Source organism: Cognatiyoonia koreensis (assembly GCF_900109295.1).
Lineage (GTDB): Bacteria > Pseudomonadota > Alphaproteobacteria > Rhodobacterales > Rhodobacteraceae > Cognatiyoonia > Cognatiyoonia koreensis.
This window is the reverse complement of the sequence record NZ_FOIZ01000001.1, coordinates 86,469-101,957: the sequence shown is the minus strand read 5'-3', so window position 1 is coordinate 101,957 and position 15,489 is coordinate 86,469. Positions and strand designations below refer to the sequence as shown.

The window sequence follows — 15,489 nt, the reverse complement described above, 5'->3', positions numbered from 1 at the left end:
CGCAGAAGAAGCTGCGGTAAGTGACGGATTTGCCGACGGGACCAAGTGCATTCCGGCGTTCTATTTCTACGCCGTCTGATACGACGTTCCAGACAAGTGACGCGGGGGCCACCTGAGGCGGGTGGGAATTTTATTCTGGCGACCACGCTCTTTGGTCAGGGATGTGCAGGGTCACCACATCCCCAACCTGCAAGACCCCACAGCGTTCCACACTGGCCGTTACACCGCGCTTGCCTTTGGCTGCTGCCTTGTAGTCTTTGCCAAACCCCGGTTTCACTCTTGCAATCGTCATCGCGGGGAACTGGCATGGCCGGTTTTGCATATCGACGATGAGCGTGACGCCGTGTTGCGTTTGCAACCTTGAGGATGGCGGCAAGTGCGAGAAATCGGGGACGCCCGAGATGACGATCGAGGCCCCGACCCAAACAGGGTCGAGCGTGTCGAGGCCGAGCGTTCCAGCCACCTCGGCGCATTCTTCGGCACTGACGATGCTAAGTTGCCGCGTGTTGCGAATTTCGGTTCCGCGCGGATGTTGTGATGTGACGCGGCTGCAGGACGGGCGGGTCAGGCCAGCGTGACAATCCCCGGCATAACCGCCGAAATCTAACGGCATCTTTGTCAGTTTTTCGGTCGCCAGTGTCGGGTCATCGCGATGCGGGACATAGCCAAGCCATGTAATCGTTCCGCTAAACTGCGTTGGCTTCAAGGCTGGCATGTCAGGCTCCGGTTTTTTTAGGCAAGGTGCAACGGGAATGGATACTGTGCAACGCAAAAGGCCCCGCAAGTTTGCGGGGCCTTTCATTGCCGTTCACTGACGTCCTAGGCCGTCGGTTCAGGTTCCATCCCGCCATCTGACGACTTGGGCTTTTTCGACGTTTTCGGGATTGAGACAACCGAATTGCCACCGGTCGGCGGTGTGTCTTCTTCTTCGTCGTCACCCCGGTTCAGCGGCTGGCCCGCAATCACCTTCGTGATCTCACTGCCGGTCAGGGTTTCGTATTCCAGCAGACCTTTCGCGAGGTTTTCGAGATCCTGACGCTTTTCAGTCAGAATGCGTTTCGCAGTGTCATAGCCTTCATCGATGATGCGACGTACTTCTTCGTCAATCAGCTTTTGCGTCTCGGCCGAGTGGTTCGTCCCCCCGCCATAGTTCCCAAGATAGCTTTGCTGTTCGTTGGCATAATCGATATGGCCGATCTTTTCGGACATACCAAACTGAGTCACCATCGCGCGGGCGATCTTGGACACCTGCTGGATATCAGAGGTCGCGCCGGATGTGACGTTTTCAGGGCCAAAGATCAGTTCTTCGGCCACCTTGCCGCCCATCGCCATTGCGATCTTGGACTTGTACTTGGTGAAGCTGACGGACAGTTGGTCACGTTCTGGCAGCGACAGAACAAGGCCCAAGGCGCGACCGCGCGGAATGATCGTCGCTTTATGGATCGGATCATGCTGCGGCACGTTCAGACCCACGACAGCGTGGCCCGCCTCGTGATAGGCGGTGAGTTTCTTTTCGTCTTCGGTCATGACCATGGAGCGGCGTTCGGCCCCCATCATAACCTTGTCCTTGGCGTTTTCGAAATCGATCATCGTCACGAAACGGCGCCCGACACGTGCCGCCGTCAGGGCGGATTCGTTCACCAAGTTCGCGAGGTCAGCACCCGAAAAACCCGGTGTACCACGTGCAATGATGCGCAGATCGACATCAGGACCAAGCGGCACCTTGCGTGCGTGTACGCCAAGGATTTTCTCGCGGCCTTTGATGTCGGGGTTCGGCACTTGCACCTGACGGTCAAAGCGGCCCGGACGTAGAAGCGCGGGGTCAAGCACGTCAGGACGGTTCGTTGCGGCGATGATGATGATGCCTTCGTTGGCTTCAAAACCGTCCATTTCAACCAGCAGCTGGTTCAGCGTCTGTTCGCGTTCGTCGTTGCCGCCGCCATAGCCGGCACCACGGGACCGGCCCACAGCGTCGATTTCGTCAATGAAGACGATACATGGTGCGTTCTTCTTCGCCTGTTCGAACATGTCGCGGACGCGGGACGCACCCACACCAACGAACATTTCGACGAAATCGGACCCCGAAATTGTGAAGAACGGCACGCCTGCTTCACCGGCGATTGCCCGCGCAAGAAGCGTTTTACCTGTGCCCGGAGGGCCAACAAGCAACGCACCTTTCGGGATTTTACCGCCAAGGCGGCTGAATTTCTGTGGATTGCGCAGGAATTCAACGATCTCTTCAAGTTCGTCCTTGGCTTCGTCAATACCCGCCACTTCGTCGAATGTGACCCGGCCATGCTTTTCTGTCAGCAGCTTTGCCTTGGACTTGCCAAAGCCCATCGCACCGCCTTTGCCGCCACCCTGCATCCGGTTCATGAAATAGACCCAGACACCGATCAGCAACAGGAAGGGCAGCAGCCCTAAAAGGAAGGACTGGAATACCGATTGTTCTTGGCTACGCGCCTCGAACGGGACGTTCTTTTCGACAAGAAGCGCTGTGATTTCAGCATCTTGCGGTTTGACTGTCACGAATTCCTGACCACCGACCGTGTAACGGACGGTCTCGCCGTCGATTACGACATTTTGGACGTCGCCGTTGTCAACAGACTGAACGAATTCGGAATAGGTTTCGCCATTCGCGAGCTGGTTATTCTGTCCACCGGAAAAGAGGTTGAACAGAGCCAGAACCAACAGGAACAAGACGACCCAGAAGACGATATTGCGTGCGTTACCCAAGGGGAAACTCCTTTGACGGGAAGTGCGGTGCAGCAGAGTCGCACCTTAAACGTTACCTCTAAAATAGAGGGTTAAGCGCGATCTTCAATGCGTAAGCAGTGATGAATGGAAATCCGCGACAATTTGGGCCGTCCAGCCACGACTGTCGCCAGCCAGTGGTGCCGCGATCAGCATGTCCCCGCGCCAAACCGCAGGGGTCGCCATCAGGCTTGCCCGTGGCAGACCCGTTTCGCGCCAGTCGGGGCAATCCTTGACCGCTTCGCCAAGTGCTGCAACGTGCAGATCCTTTGCGTGCGGTCCCTCAAGCTGCCAGTGTTTATCCCAAGGAAGATGGGTCGCCCCGGTCATCATCTTGACTGCCTGATGTTCGCGCGTGATCCGCACCTGACCGCCCTCGGTAATCGCCAGACAGCCGCCAGCCGTTGCCTTTCCATCAAGTGCGAGTCCGCCCTGAAGATGACGGATGGACGTTGCCCTTGGCGGATAGTCCAATCGCCCGACCCACTGCACAGCTTTGGTCCAAAGCCGACGGATCATCTCCGCAGGAAGGTCCGGCTTTGCAGGCAGGATCAGATCGCCACCAACCTGCGTGATGTGCAGCCCTGCCTCGATCCTTGTGTAATGGTCCAGCGCATCGCGGGCCTGTGCGGCGTGATGGGCTGTCTGATGTAATGCATCCTGAGACACCCCCAGATCGGACAGTGCGACAAGCGCCTGCCGCACGCGCACCCGTTCAAAATCGACATCGTCGTTGCTGGGATCATCGATCCAGTCCACATCATGTCGCGCGAGGTAGGATCGCAGGTCTGCCCGTGTCGCCAGCCAAAGCGGCCGCGCCCAGCGAAGCCCTTCGCGCGTGAATTGTGACTCCATCAGCGCCAGCCCGTCGATTCCGGCCTTGCGGGCCAGGCGCATCAGAAAGGTTTCGACGCTATCGTCTTTCGTGTGGCCCAAGGCGATACCGTCGATGTCATTTGCCAGCGCCCATGCAGCGATCATCCAATACCGCGCATCGCGGGCCGCCGCCTGAAGATTTCCGTGCCCGTCCCAATTGTCCCAAACCAAAGTCTCGTGCGCGATGCCGTGCTCTGCGCAGAAACACGCGACCTTGGCCGCCTCTGCTGCGGATCCTTCGCGTAGGCTGTGATCGACCGTAACCGCTGCAATCGGCACGCCGCTTTGTTGCGCCCAGCGCATATAGAGATGCAGCAACGCCATTGAATCACCACCGCCAGAAACGGCAACACCGATCCTGGCGGGCCGTTCCGCACCAAAAGCGCGGTCAATCCAGTGAAGAAGTGCCTTGTCGGCGTGGTCTAGCTGCATCCCAACGACTGCATCGTCGCCTGCGCATCTGCGACTGCGGGATTGCCGGGATAGCGCACGCTGACTTCGCCCAATGTCAGACAAGCGTCCTGGGTCTGTCCCAGATCGCCAAGTGCAGCCCCAAGACGGTAAAGCGCTTGCGGGGCTTCTTCGCTGTCGGCATTGGCAGAAAAGCTTTCCAGATACGCCCGTGCCGCGTCAGCAGTTTCGCCCAGACCTTCGAGCGCCTGCCCGCGCAGGAACGCGGCCTTTGCCGTCACTGAGGAACCTGGGTAGGTCTCGCTAAAGGTCGCAAGGATGTCAGCGGCGCTGCGAAAGTCACTTTCAGCGAGCGCCTCCTGCGCCCGCGTCAGGTCGGCCTGTTCACCCACTGCGAGGGCGGGTCCGCCAGTTTCGTTTGATGGTGCCGGTGCGGGCACGCTGATGGCACTGTCATTGCCACCGAGCGACGGTGTGTCGCCAAGTTGGGTGATGTCGCAGCCTTCTTCGAGTTCACACAGCCGGAATTCCAGATCACCAATCCGGTTGGTTCCGTCGACGGTGATGCGGTTCACGCGAAATTCCAGTTCCTCTGTTTTTGAGGTCAGGCGCTGCAACTCGGACTCGATCGCGTTGAGGCGATCAAGCGGTGTGTTCCCGACCGCGCCGGTCGTCAGCGCGCCGGTGGTCGACAGTTCGGTGCGCAGGCGCTGGATGTCGACATAGAGCACGGACAGTTGCTGACGGATGTCCGCCAGCGTCTGATCCTGTGCAGAAACGGCAAACGGGGCCGCAAGCCCCATCGCCAATACCAATGAAAATCGCGTCAACATGGGTCCCCACCCTTTTGGTTTAGCTGGTGCCGCCGACCGAAATGATCGTGACCGCGCGTCGGTTCTTGGAATAGCACGCTTCGGTGGAACAGACTTCGATCGGGCGTTCCTTGCCATAGCTGATCGTGCGCAGGCGTGTGGGCGCGATGCCTCTTGAGATCAGGTATTCACGCACCGCATTCGCACGTCGCGCGCCGAGGGCGATGTTGTATTCCCGCGTGCCTTGCTCGTCCGCATGGCCTTCGATGATGGCAAGATAGTCGTTGTTGGTCTGCAACCAGCCAGCCTGACCGTCAAGCGTCGCCTGTCCTGCCGGAGTCAGGGTCGAACTGTCGACCTGAAACAGGACACGATCACCGATCGTCTGGTTGAAATACTGCGGGCTGGTCGGGTCATTGGCTCCCGTCAGTGGCGGTGGAACGGCTGCGCCGGCACCTGCCCCGGTTTCCGTGCCTGTATTCCCGCCACCGAACCTGTTGGGGTTCGTGCAGGCTGCTGTGGACATGGCCAGAACGACCAGAAGGGCTTTGGTGCGAATATTCATCGGGTTTTCCTGTCTTTACCGCTTTTTCTTTTTTTATGCGTCTAGCACGCCGCCGCGTGAAGGGGAAATCACATCACGCGGCATTGTTTCAAGGCTGTAACGGACCCCAGGACGGATCGCTCGCATTTTCGACGATCTTACGGATGTTCCGCCCAGCGATATCCACCGACCACAGTGCCGTTGTGCCGTCAACACCCAGCGTTTCACGGCTGAACATGATCACGCGGCCATTTGGCGACCAGCTTGGACTTTCGTCCAGTTGTGAAGTCGTCAGCAGCCTTTCTTCGCTGCCATCGGTGCGCATGACGCCAATGTGGAACACGCCGCCGCCCTGGTTGGTAAAGGCAATCTGATCCCCGCGTGGCGACCAGACCGGGCTGCCATAGCGCCCGTCACCAAATGAAATCCGGCGCGGTTCGCCACCGCTGGCCGACATGATATACAGCTGCTGCGTGCCCGACCGGTCACTTTCGAAGACGATTTCCGTCCCATCCGGCGAAAAGCTGGGGGCTGTTTCGATCGACGGGGCAGAGGTCAGACGTGTGTGCTGGCCGGTGCTGAGGTCGGTCATGTAAAGGTCGGTATTGCCCCCATCGGCAAGGCTGTAGATCACCCTCTGCCCGTCGCGTGAAAAGCGCGGTGAAAATGCCATCTCCCCTTCGGCCGTTGCCAACTGCTGCTTGCCCACACTGGAGACATCGATGGAATTGATCCGTGGGAAGCCGGATTCAAAGGACGTATATAGCACACGGTCGCCATTCGGAGAAAAGCGCGGTGCCAGAACGATTGCGCTGCTGTCAGTCAGGAACTGCACGTTCGCACCGTCGTAATCCATGATCGCGAGCCGTTTCTGGCGGTTGTCCTTTGGGCCAGCCTCGGACACGAACACAACACGGCTATCAAAATAACCGCCCTCGCCAGTGATCCGGCTATAGGCCGCATCAGCAACCTTATGCGCCATGCGCCGCCAGCCCTGCACTGTGCCTGCAAACTGCAGGCCGCCACCGAGTTCTTCTCCACTGAAGACATCGTAAAGGCGAAATTTCACAGAGACCTGATCGCCGTTCACCGCCACGGCCCCACCGATGACTGCCTGTGCGTTGATCGCACGCCAGTCGGCATAGGCCAGAGGTGCACCGAAAGACGCAGGCTGGCTGATGAAAGCACTGGCCGGAATTTCACGGAACAGGCCCGTGTTCGTCAAATCCTGCGCCACAAGGCGAGTGATATCACTTGCCAGCTGTTCTGCGCCGGCAGTTTCCGCCTGAAATGTGGGGATCGCAAAGGGCAGTGGTTCAATCACACCATCGGTGATCGTCAGCCGTAATGGACCGTCCTGTGCGATCGCCGGTGTGGTCAGGAAGCAAACCAGCAGGATGCTCAGAAACCGTTTCAACATGTACTTCGTCCTCGTAGGTCGGGATTTTCGCCCGTTTCAACTTCTATAAGCCTATTTAGGCAATCTTCGGCAGGGCATTTGCAGTTTTTGCGCGGATTGGTGCTTGCCATCGTCAGGAATCGCCTGCCGGCAGGGTGAAATTCAGCTCCACCTCCTGCCAAAGCGCATAATCGTCAAGGGGCAGATCAAATCCGTTTTCGCCCTGGCATCGTAAAATTGCACGTCGAGCAGCAAGGAATGCGTCTGATTGGGCATCGGTCGGATTGTTGATACCGACCAGCATTATGTCAGTGCTGACCCGCCCGTCCGCATCAAGCTGAAAACGCACTGTCACGCTTTCCGTAATACCAGCCGTGTTCCAGCATGCACCGATCGCCTGACGAAATGTGCCGAGCCATTCCTGACCAAAAGCAAGGCATGGCCAAATCAGCAGAACAGCAAGCAAGCCACGCATCATCTGAGCCGCATTCCCGACGGATCGAATGTGATTTCGACATCTTTCCACTGTCCGTATTTTTCTGCCGGAAGGTCATAGCCGGTCTGGCCCTGACAGCGCAGAATCGCGCGGCGCGCCGCCTGAAACGCAGTATCAACCGCGGACTGGTCACCTTCCGACGACACCAGCCTGACCTGATTGGCTTCGACCTTGCCTTCGGGCGTCAGGCTGAACGCCGCGACGACCGTGACGCGGGCCGCGACCGATCCTGGATCAACGTTCCAACAGGCGTTAACGGCGACGCGAAAGCCCTCGCGCTCCGATCCGGACATTGGCGGGCCTTCTGGAACATCGGGCTGTGCGGGGGTTTCCTCCCCGACGATATCGGCCAAAACATTCTCGACAGCGTCATTGCTGGGTGGGGTTTCGCTGACCACCGGCTCGCTTGCGGGTTCTTCGACAGGGGCTGGCCGGTTCGGACGCGCGGTCGGACGGACCGAGCGTTCGGGCGCACCTGACGGGGTCACCGCCTCAGCGACGATCTCTTCGGTGGCCTGTTCCTGGGCGGTCTCTTCCTGTGGTTCCTCTGGTACCACTTCGTCAGTCGGTGCCTCGGTTGGTTCGGTCGCCTCTTGCGCGACATCATCGATGCGGACATCCGGTTCAGGAGGCGCCACAGGTTCGGGTGCAACACGATCGGACGGGCGCTGCTGAGGAGGCGTATCCGCAATCGGTTCGTCTATCGCTGGCGAAGGTTCAGGCGCGGGCGGGCTGACCACGTCCGGCAACGTATCGGTGACATCGCTCACAGGGGCCGGGGGGGCCGGCGCTTCTGGCGGCGGGGTCTCTTCTTCCGGTGGCGTCACGGGCGTGGGCGGCTCTACCGCGGCGACGGTTTCATCCGGTTCGGGCAAATCGGGCTGCTGCTCAGGTTCGGGCTGCACTAAGGCTGTTGGCTCTGCTGTGCCCGGATTCGGTGAACGTGCTGCCATCATGGCGGCAAATTCCTCGCCCGACACGGTCGTGAAATTCGTGGTCTCGAATTCCAGCGGGTCTTGTGACAAGCCCCATCCGGCGAGTAGCCAAATCAGCAACCCGGCGTGGCCCACGGCAGAAATATAGGTGCCGGGGGTGGCCATCGCGTTATCCGTCGGATCCGTTGAAGGTCGGGCCGCCAATATCCGTGACAAGCCCGATATTGCTGAAACCCGCACTGTTGAGCGCGCCCATCACCTGGGCGACACGGTTCCAGTCGTTGGCTCCATCCGCACGCAGGAAGACGCGGTCGCCTTCGCGCTCGGTCGCAATGGCTTGCAGTTTCGCCGCGAATTCGGACTCTGCGGTTGGTGAATCCTGAATGGTCAGGCTGCCATCTGCAAGGATAGTCACGGTCAGCGGTTCCTCGTCGTCTGACGGAAAGGCATCGGCGGCGGTTTCAGGAAGCTCGACACTTGGCCCGACGATGGACAAAGGGGCGGCAACCATAAAGATGATCAGCAAAACAAGCATGACGTCCACAAATGGGGTCACGTTGATTTCCGACATCGGTTGTCCGCGACGTGATCGACGACGGCGGCGCGTCCCGCCACCGTTGTCGGACTTCATGACACCGGCACCCATATCAACTGTCCAACTGGCGGCTGAGAATGGTCGCGAATTCGTCGGCAAAGGCTTCGTATCCGGCGACGATGCGATCACTGTCCGCGGACAACTTGTTGTAATAGATAACCGCCGGAATCGCAGCCAGCAGCCCAAGGCCGGTCGCCAACAAAGCCTCGGCAATGCCGGGTGCGACGACGGCCAGGTTCGTATTCTGCTGCTCTGCGATTTCGATGAAGGCGTTCATGATGCCCCAAACGGTGCCGAACAGTCCGACAAAGGGGGCGGTCGAGCCGACCGTGGCTAGAACCGGCAAACCTTTCTGCAATTTACCTGCCTCCTTGGCGATGGCCACGTCCATCGACCGGTCGATGCGCGCCGTCGCTCCGGCAATCAAGCCGCCGTCCTGTTTGTGCGACCTGCGCCATTCTTCCATGCCAGCGGCAAATATCTTTTCCGAAGGGCCCTGCGGGGTTGCACCGATCTTGTCATAGAGGGTGTCAAGCGGCTCTCCGGACCAGAAAGCGCGATCAAAGAGGTCGGCTTCCCTGCGGGCCTTCTGGTATTGCCGCCACTTGTCGTAGATCACACCCCAGCACCAGATCGACGCGACGATCAACATGATCATCACCAGTTTGACCGTGATCGTGGCGCGCATAAACAACGCCCACATCGTGAATTCTTGTTCCATAAGCCTGCTCTGTCCTGTGGCCCGGCTTGACGGGCTCTATTGGGACGTGTCTTAACCCAAATTCCTTGGGGTGGCTATTGGACTTTTCGTGAAGAAGCGCCGAGTTTTGCGCGAATTTCCGCTGGAAGACGGGTCGGTTTGCCACCGGTTGACATGCAAACCGCGGTAACTTGCGCCTGAAACAGCAGGGTGTCGCCGCGCATCACCCGCTGCGCAAAGACCCAACGCACAGGTGACGCGGCATCATGGTCCGTCAGCACGTCCAGACGGTCGCCTAGTTTGGCTGCGGCCAGATAATCCGCTTCTACGCGGGTAACGACAAAGACGATCCCCGCCGCCTTCATCGCGTTCTGGTCGACACCCAGGTCTTCGACGATCTCGGACCGGGCGCGTTCGATGAACTTCAGATAATTGGCATAGTAAACGACCCCCCCCATGTCGGTATCTTCATAATAGACTTTCACGGGCAAACGATGGGTCATTGCATGACCCCGATGCGCGCTGCAAGGCGCAAGGCATGGCTGGCATCATGCGCAACAGAGGGCATCACCGGATCATAAGCGGCGCGGATAACTTGCGCGATCTCGGGGCGCAGCACCGTCTTGTCATTGACAGCAGCAAGTGGACTATGATCCGTGAAGGCACGGTCGGACCACAAGAGGATCGTCTGCACAGCCTGCGACAGCGCCAGCGTATCGGCGGACACAGTTTGCAGATGCGTGTCCATACGAATGAAGACGAAAGCCGCCTTGATCGCATTGGCTTCGTCGAATCGGAAAATGCGGTACTGGTTGGCATCTGCTCCCTTCAAGCGCGCGACAAGCGGCAGAAGATCGGGGACAAGCTTGTCCAGATGGGGCACCTCGGGCAATTCGTCCCAGGCGTTGCAGAAAAAGACCATCAGGTTCGCACCAAGCTCGGGATCGGTTTCGGCCATTTTGTGATCGGCCAAGGTCACCACCGCCTCGATCGCGCCTTTGAAGACGGACAGGGTCGGCTCGTCCACGCCAAAGACCACGGGCACCAATGGCCGGCCCCAGCGGGCAAACAGGTAAGAACCGTCAGCACGGGTAAACAGATCTGCGACAGCGTTTTCATCCATCATCTTGCCCAAAATACTCCCGCCGGAGGCATCCACACTAGCCTCCGAACATATCCGTTTGCCGCTTGGGCGCATCAAGTCCCAGATGCCGCCATGCCGCCGCCGCGAGCATGCGCCCGCGTGGCGTGCGCTGGATCAGACCCTGCTGCAGAAGATAGGGTTCGATCACGTCTTCCAGTGAATCGCGGCTTTCAGACAAAGCGGCGGACAGGGTTTCAACTCCGACCGGGCCGCCCGCATAGGATTCCGCGATCAGGCGCAGATAACGCCGGTCTGCATTATCAAGGCCGAGGGCGTCTACACCAAGCCGGGTCAGTGCGCGATCTGCAATTTCCCGTGTGATCGTGCCATCACCTTCGACAACAGCGAAATCGACGACGCGGCGCAGCAATCGGCCTGCAATCCGCGGTGTGCCCCGCGCACGTTTGGCGATCTCCTGTGCGCCCTCGGTCGCGGCAGGCGCACCCATCAGGCGCGCACCACGGGTCACAATCTCATGCAGTTCGTCCACCGTGTAAAATTCCAGACGCGTTGGGATGCCGAACCGGTCACGCAGCGGCGTGGTCAGCAAACCCATCCGCGTCGTGGCCCCGACTAATGTGAAGGGTTGCAATTCGATCCGAACGGTCCGGGCCGCCGGACCTTCACCAATGACAAGATCAAGCTCAAAATCCTCAAGTGCGGGATAAAGCACCTCTTCAACGGCGGGGTTCAGGCGGTGGATTTCGTCAATGAACAGGACATCGCGGGCTTCGAGGTTTGTCAGGATCGCGGCCAGATCGCCCGCTTTGGCCAGCACCGGGCCAGACGTCATGCGGAAATTCACGCCCAACTCGCGCGCCATGATCTGCGCCAAAGTGGTCTTGCCAAGACCGGGCGGGCCGTGGAACAGCGCGTGATCCATCGCCTCGCCGCGCATCCGTGCGCTTTCGATAAAGACCTTCAGATTGGCTCGCGCATCGCGCTGCCCGATGAATTCATCCAGCGTCTGCGGACGCAACGCGCGATCTGCATCGTCAGCTTGGCGTTCAGGTCGCAGGGTGGGATCGGGTTCGCTCATGGCGCATCCCTACCCTTTTGGGGCCAGCAGCTTCAAGGCCGCCCGGATCAGTGCAGACGTATCGGCTTCAGGGGTTGCGCCCGCAGCTTCGGCGACGGCGCTTGCCGCTTCGCCCGGTGCATAACCAAGATTGCCAAGCGCCGAGAGCGCCTCTGCCTGTGCCGGGTTGGATTTCGGGGTGCGTGCGACACTGCCTTGTGCCGGGGCCTCTGTTTCGATCACCGCGTCACCGGTCGCATCCGCAATGGTGCCCCCCATGGCCATCACGCCTGGTGCTTTGTCTTTGAGTTCAATCGTGACGCGCTGCGCCGTCTTGGGTCCGACCCCCTTGGCCTTTGCCAAGGCGTTCCAGTCGCCCAGCGCGATCGCTCGGCTGACTCCATCAGGGCCAAGCGTGCCAAGGATAGCCATCGACGCTTTCGCCCCGATCCCCTGCACTGACATCAGCAGACGGTGCCATTCCTTTTCGACCAGAGTCGTGAACCCGAAAAGTTGCAGATTGTCTTCGCGCACCAGCAAATCAGTATAAAGCGCAACAGCCTCTCCGTTCGCTGGCAGACCCGCCATCACGCGGTTGGAGATATAGACCAGATAGCCAACCCCGCGCACGTCGATCAAAACGTGATCTTCCGCACGATATTCAAGACGGCCCGAGATCTTGCCGATCATGCGCCCGCCCTCGCCAGTGCAGCGGCCAGTTGGTCGGCTGATTGCGCGTGATGGGCGTGGCAAATGGCAATGGCCAAGGCATCGGCGGCATCGGGTCCGGCAATGTCCACACCGGGCAGTTGCAGACGCACCATATGATCGATCTGCTTCTTGTCGGCATGCCCCACCCCGACCACGGCCTTCTTCACGGAATTGGGCGCGTATTCACCCACGGACAGACCCGCTTGTGCGGGCACAAGCATGGCAATGCCACGGGCCTGGCCGAGTTTCAGGGTTCCGGCTCCATCACGGTTCACGAACGTCTGTTCGACTGCGGCGGTTTCCGGACGGTGGAGCGAAAAGACCTCGCTCAGTGCAATGTGGAGGGCAAGCAAGCGGTCGGACAGCGTGTCTCCGACACCGTGACACACGCCGTTTGCAACGTGGCTGAGTCGGCTTCCGGCGACATCAATGATGCCCCAACCCATATTCCGCAGCCCCGGATCAATCCCAATGACGCGCATCACTGCCCCTGCCCTTGTTTTTTGTTAGATCGCAATTAGCACAAAACGCGAACAAAAACCAAGCGCGTTCGCCACACGCATGACTTAATTCGCAATCCGACGCGAAAAAGCGACATGAAAAAACGACGGAACGACAGGACGTTACGGCAACTTCCGCCCAAAAATGAGGCATGATGAAAACGCATATGAGTCATGCAATAAATCGTCTGGTCAAAGCGAAATGCGGGTCCTAGATGCCACCTATGAGATGAAACGCTGCATTGCAGCAAGCAGTAGGAACTTGGCCATGGCCGCTTTTGACACAACCCGTCCCGTCGCCGTTGGCGCAGGTCGCTTCTCTCGTTTGGCTTCCGATTTGTTCGGTTCGATTGCTGCATGGAACGACGCACGCCTGACACGCAAAGCCTTGTCGCAACTTACAGCACGTGAACTGGACGATATCGGTCTGACTCGCGCAGACGTCGATCAGATGTAATCATGTTGGCGGTTCTTTACGAACCGTCACCGTGCATACAAAAAGGGCTGCATCCTTGATCAGGATGCAGCCCTTTTTTGTGCCCCGTCTAAACAGATGTTCAGAGCCCGAGACCATTCATGAATGTACCGATGTAAACGGTCGCAATATCCGCATACATCATCCAAGCGCCGGCCTGTTCGATCAATGTCCCTTCGCCAAGTGCAGCGACACGACTGTTGTAATCCGCCGGACCCAAGGAGGCATAAATATAGCCTTTGAACAGGAACGCAGCAGCGATCAGCAGAACCAGGCCCCGAAGCGGGAAGCGCGGATTGTAGATGCGCGGCTTGGCCACGATCAAACCATCCTTTCGCATGGTATGGACGACCCCATTCGCCATGCGATTGTGGTTGCGTATGATCTTACGCAGACGTTTTTCGAAAGGTGCATGGGCAAGTGCCATGACAGTCTCCAAATCTGAAGCCCCCACTTCAGTTCACCTAAGGTCGCGTTCAAATGTGGCGAAAATGGGGCAAAACGTCGAATTCCGGACAATTCGCGGTAAATCTAAGCCATTCGCTGCATCGTCAGCGTCGTCCAGTCAACAATGCTTTCCTGGTGGACCAGATTGAACCCGGCACGTGTATAAACGTCGATCACTTCCGCTGCTTGTTCGTTCAGAATCCCCGAGAGAATCACATGACCGCTGGCTGTCACGGACCGTCCCATATCGGCGGAAAGCGCGATTAAAGGCCCTTTCAGGATGTTTGCAAAGACCAGATCGAATGGGGCCGCGTCGCGCAACGCGGGTGCATCGAAACCAGCAGCGATCACGCAATCGACGCGCTCTGTGAGGTTGTTTGCAATAACGTTGGCATTTGCGACATCGACTGCAACCGGATCAATATCGCTGGCCAGAACCTTGTTCGGGAACACGTGCGCTGCTGCCATGCCAAGAACGGCCGTACCGCAACCCACATCAATGACCCGTTCTGCCGAAACACCCTGCGTCACCAGCCGGTCCAATGCCTTGAGACAGCCAAGTGTAGTGCCGTGATGTCCCGTGCCAAAGGCCATCGCGGCTTCGATCAGCAGCGGGATCGCGTCGGCAGGCACTTTGTCCGCATCGTGTCCGCCGTATACAAAAAAGCGGCCCGCTTCGACAGGGGGCAAATCGCGCCGCACCTTTGCGACCCAATCCTGATCGGGGATTTCCGAAACCACGAATGGCTTTACGTCATGCATGACGGCCAAGACGGCCAGTCCTGCCTCATCCGGCGGATCCGTAAAATAGGCACCAACCTCCCAAAGCCCCGAGCCATCTTCGACCTCGAACACCCCGATGCCCGTGGGTTCGGGCGTCAAGGCTTCGAGTGCTTCGGCCAGCGCGTTCGCGGTGTCCTGACCGGACATGGTTGTCAGGGCGGAATAGGTTGTCATAGGGCAGCCTTTCGTGGTGTTGCACACCGCCTAGCCTGCCCCGCCTGTCAGTTCAATGGATCAGACGCCGACGCCAATCGGGCAAGTCACACCCGTGCCGCCGATCCCGCAATAGCCGTTGGGAATTTTTGCGAGATACTGCTGATGATAATCCTCGGCGAAATAGAACGTCGGGGCATCCACGATTTCGGTCGTGATCGCGCCATAGCCTGCCTCTGACAGGCGGGGGGCAAACGCGTCTCGGGATTTTTCCGCCGCGACTTTCTGTGCTTCGGAATAGGTGTAGATGCCAGAGCGATACTGCGTGCCACGGTCATTGCCCTGACGCATGCCCTGCGTTGGATCATGGCCTTCCCAGAAGGTCTGAAGCAGTTGGTCATAGCTGATTTTGCTGGGGTTGTAGACGACGCGCACGACCTCATTGTGACCTGTCTTACCGCTGCAAACCTCTTCGTAGGTCGGATTGGGCGTAAAGCCGCCGGCATAGCCAACCATTGTGCTGGCTACACCATCAAGCTGCCAGAACATTCGTTCCACCCCCCAGAAACAGCCCATACCGAACATGGCTTCCTCCATACCGGCGGGCACATCGGCCATCAGGGGCGATCCATAGACAAAATGCGTATCAGCGGTGGGGATCGGCGTGTCGCGGCCCGGCAAGGCTGCGTCGGGCGTGATCATCTCGGACTTGTCGCGGAAGAGGGAAAACATCTGT

General features: G+C 58.9%; 19 protein-coding genes. 1 reads left to right on the top strand and 18 read right to left on the bottom strand.

Annotated elements, in window-relative coordinates; translation table 11 throughout:
* Positions 1 to 130 precede the first annotated feature (130 nt).
* The 15 genes from BMY44_RS00530 to ruvC form a co-directional block, all read right to left on the bottom strand.
* A complete protein-coding gene (locus BMY44_RS00530; protein ID WP_089988951.1) occupies positions 131 to 715 on the bottom strand; it encodes an MOSC domain-containing protein in 585 nt (194 codons plus the stop codon).
* A gap of 104 nt (positions 716 to 819) precedes the next feature.
* A complete protein-coding gene (gene ftsH, locus BMY44_RS00525) occupies positions 820 to 2,736 on the bottom strand; it encodes an ATP-dependent zinc metalloprotease FtsH (protein WP_278246556.1) in 1,917 nt (638 codons plus the stop codon).
* Between the two features lie 84 nt (positions 2,737 to 2,820).
* The gene (gene tilS, locus BMY44_RS00520) at positions 2,821 to 4,062 is read right to left on the bottom strand and encodes a tRNA lysidine(34) synthetase TilS (protein WP_089988949.1); all 1,242 of its coding nucleotides are present in this window, start codon (positions 4,060 to 4,062) and stop codon (positions 2,821 to 2,823) included.
* On the bottom strand, positions 4,053 to 4,874 hold the full coding sequence (gene ybgF / locus BMY44_RS00515) for a tol-pal system protein YbgF (RefSeq protein ID WP_089988946.1): 822 nt from the start codon (positions 4,872 to 4,874) through the stop codon (positions 4,053 to 4,055). The genes tilS and ybgF overlap by 10 nt, the downstream gene beginning before the upstream one ends.
* 19 nt (positions 4,875 to 4,893) lie before the next feature.
* The gene (gene pal / locus BMY44_RS00510) at positions 4,894 to 5,418 is read right to left on the bottom strand and encodes a peptidoglycan-associated lipoprotein Pal (protein WP_089988943.1); all 525 of its coding nucleotides are present in this window, start codon (positions 5,416 to 5,418) and stop codon (positions 4,894 to 4,896) included.
* 88 nt (positions 5,419 to 5,506) lie between these two features.
* Entirely contained in the window at positions 5,507 to 6,817 is a 1,311-nt protein-coding gene (tolB, locus tag BMY44_RS00505) for a Tol-Pal system beta propeller repeat protein TolB (RefSeq protein WP_089988940.1), read from the bottom strand.
* 112 nt (positions 6,818 to 6,929) lie between these two features.
* Complete coding sequence (locus BMY44_RS00500) at positions 6,930 to 7,274, bottom strand: hypothetical protein (protein ID WP_089988938.1); 345 nt, start codon at positions 7,272 to 7,274, stop codon at positions 6,930 to 6,932.
* Positions 7,271 to 8,392 carry a hypothetical protein gene (locus BMY44_RS00495; RefSeq protein ID WP_089988935.1) on the bottom strand — a complete coding sequence of 374 codons (1,122 nt, stop codon included), beginning with the start codon at positions 8,390 to 8,392 and terminating at the stop codon, positions 7,271 to 7,273. Before BMY44_RS00495 ends, BMY44_RS00500 begins: the two co-directional genes overlap by 4 nt.
* A 4-nt stretch (positions 8,393 to 8,396) precedes the next feature.
* Positions 8,397 to 8,873 carry an ExbD/TolR family protein gene (locus tag BMY44_RS00490; RefSeq protein WP_089988933.1) on the bottom strand — a complete coding sequence of 159 codons (477 nt, stop codon included), beginning with the start codon at positions 8,871 to 8,873 and terminating at the stop codon, positions 8,397 to 8,399.
* Position 8,874: 1 nt separating this feature from the next.
* Positions 8,875 to 9,525, bottom strand: a complete 651-nt coding sequence (gene tolQ / locus BMY44_RS00485) for a protein TolQ (RefSeq protein ID WP_089994302.1) — start codon at positions 9,523 to 9,525, stop codon at positions 8,875 to 8,877.
* Positions 9,526 to 9,617: 92 nt separating this feature from the next.
* Complete coding sequence (gene ybgC / locus BMY44_RS00480) at positions 9,618 to 10,025, bottom strand: tol-pal system-associated acyl-CoA thioesterase (protein WP_089988930.1); 408 nt, start codon at positions 10,023 to 10,025, stop codon at positions 9,618 to 9,620.
* Positions 10,022 to 10,648, bottom strand: a complete 627-nt coding sequence (locus tag BMY44_RS00475) for a hypothetical protein (protein WP_089994299.1) — start codon at positions 10,646 to 10,648, stop codon at positions 10,022 to 10,024. Before BMY44_RS00475 ends, ybgC begins: the two co-directional genes overlap by 4 nt.
* A gap of 34 nt (positions 10,649 to 10,682) precedes the next feature.
* The gene (gene ruvB, locus BMY44_RS00470) at positions 10,683 to 11,705 is read right to left on the bottom strand and encodes a Holliday junction branch migration DNA helicase RuvB (RefSeq protein ID WP_089988927.1); all 1,023 of its coding nucleotides are present in this window, start codon (positions 11,703 to 11,705) and stop codon (positions 10,683 to 10,685) included.
* Between the two features lie 9 nt (positions 11,706 to 11,714).
* Positions 11,715 to 12,374, bottom strand: a complete 660-nt coding sequence (gene ruvA / locus BMY44_RS00465; protein ID WP_089988924.1) for a Holliday junction branch migration protein RuvA — start codon at positions 12,372 to 12,374, stop codon at positions 11,715 to 11,717.
* A complete protein-coding gene (gene ruvC / locus BMY44_RS00460) occupies positions 12,371 to 12,877 on the bottom strand; it encodes a crossover junction endodeoxyribonuclease RuvC (RefSeq protein ID WP_165611827.1) in 507 nt (168 codons plus the stop codon). Before ruvC ends, ruvA begins: the two co-directional genes overlap by 4 nt.
* 286 nt (positions 12,878 to 13,163) lie before the next feature.
* On the opposite strand from ruvC, the gene BMY44_RS00455 reads away from it, so the two are divergent.
* On the top strand, positions 13,164 to 13,352 hold the full coding sequence (locus BMY44_RS00455) for a DUF1127 domain-containing protein (protein WP_089994298.1): 189 nt from the start codon (positions 13,164 to 13,166) through the stop codon (positions 13,350 to 13,352).
* A gap of 100 nt (positions 13,353 to 13,452) precedes the next feature.
* On the opposite strand, the gene BMY44_RS00450 is transcribed toward BMY44_RS00455, so the two are convergent.
* From BMY44_RS00450 to msrA, 3 genes are all read right to left on the bottom strand, one after another.
* Positions 13,453 to 13,797: a hypothetical protein gene (locus BMY44_RS00450; RefSeq protein WP_242650444.1), complete on the bottom strand. Its 345-nt coding sequence runs from the start codon at positions 13,795 to 13,797 to the stop codon at positions 13,453 to 13,455.
* Between the two features lie 104 nt (positions 13,798 to 13,901).
* A complete protein-coding gene (locus tag BMY44_RS00445; protein ID WP_089988919.1) occupies positions 13,902 to 14,774 on the bottom strand; it encodes a 50S ribosomal protein L11 methyltransferase in 873 nt (290 codons plus the stop codon).
* A 60-nt stretch (positions 14,775 to 14,834) separates the two neighbouring features.
* Complete coding sequence (gene msrA, locus BMY44_RS00440; protein WP_089988916.1) at positions 14,835 to 15,485, bottom strand: peptide-methionine (S)-S-oxide reductase MsrA; 651 nt, start codon at positions 15,483 to 15,485, stop codon at positions 14,835 to 14,837.
* Between the last annotated feature and the right edge of the window lie 4 nt (positions 15,486 to 15,489).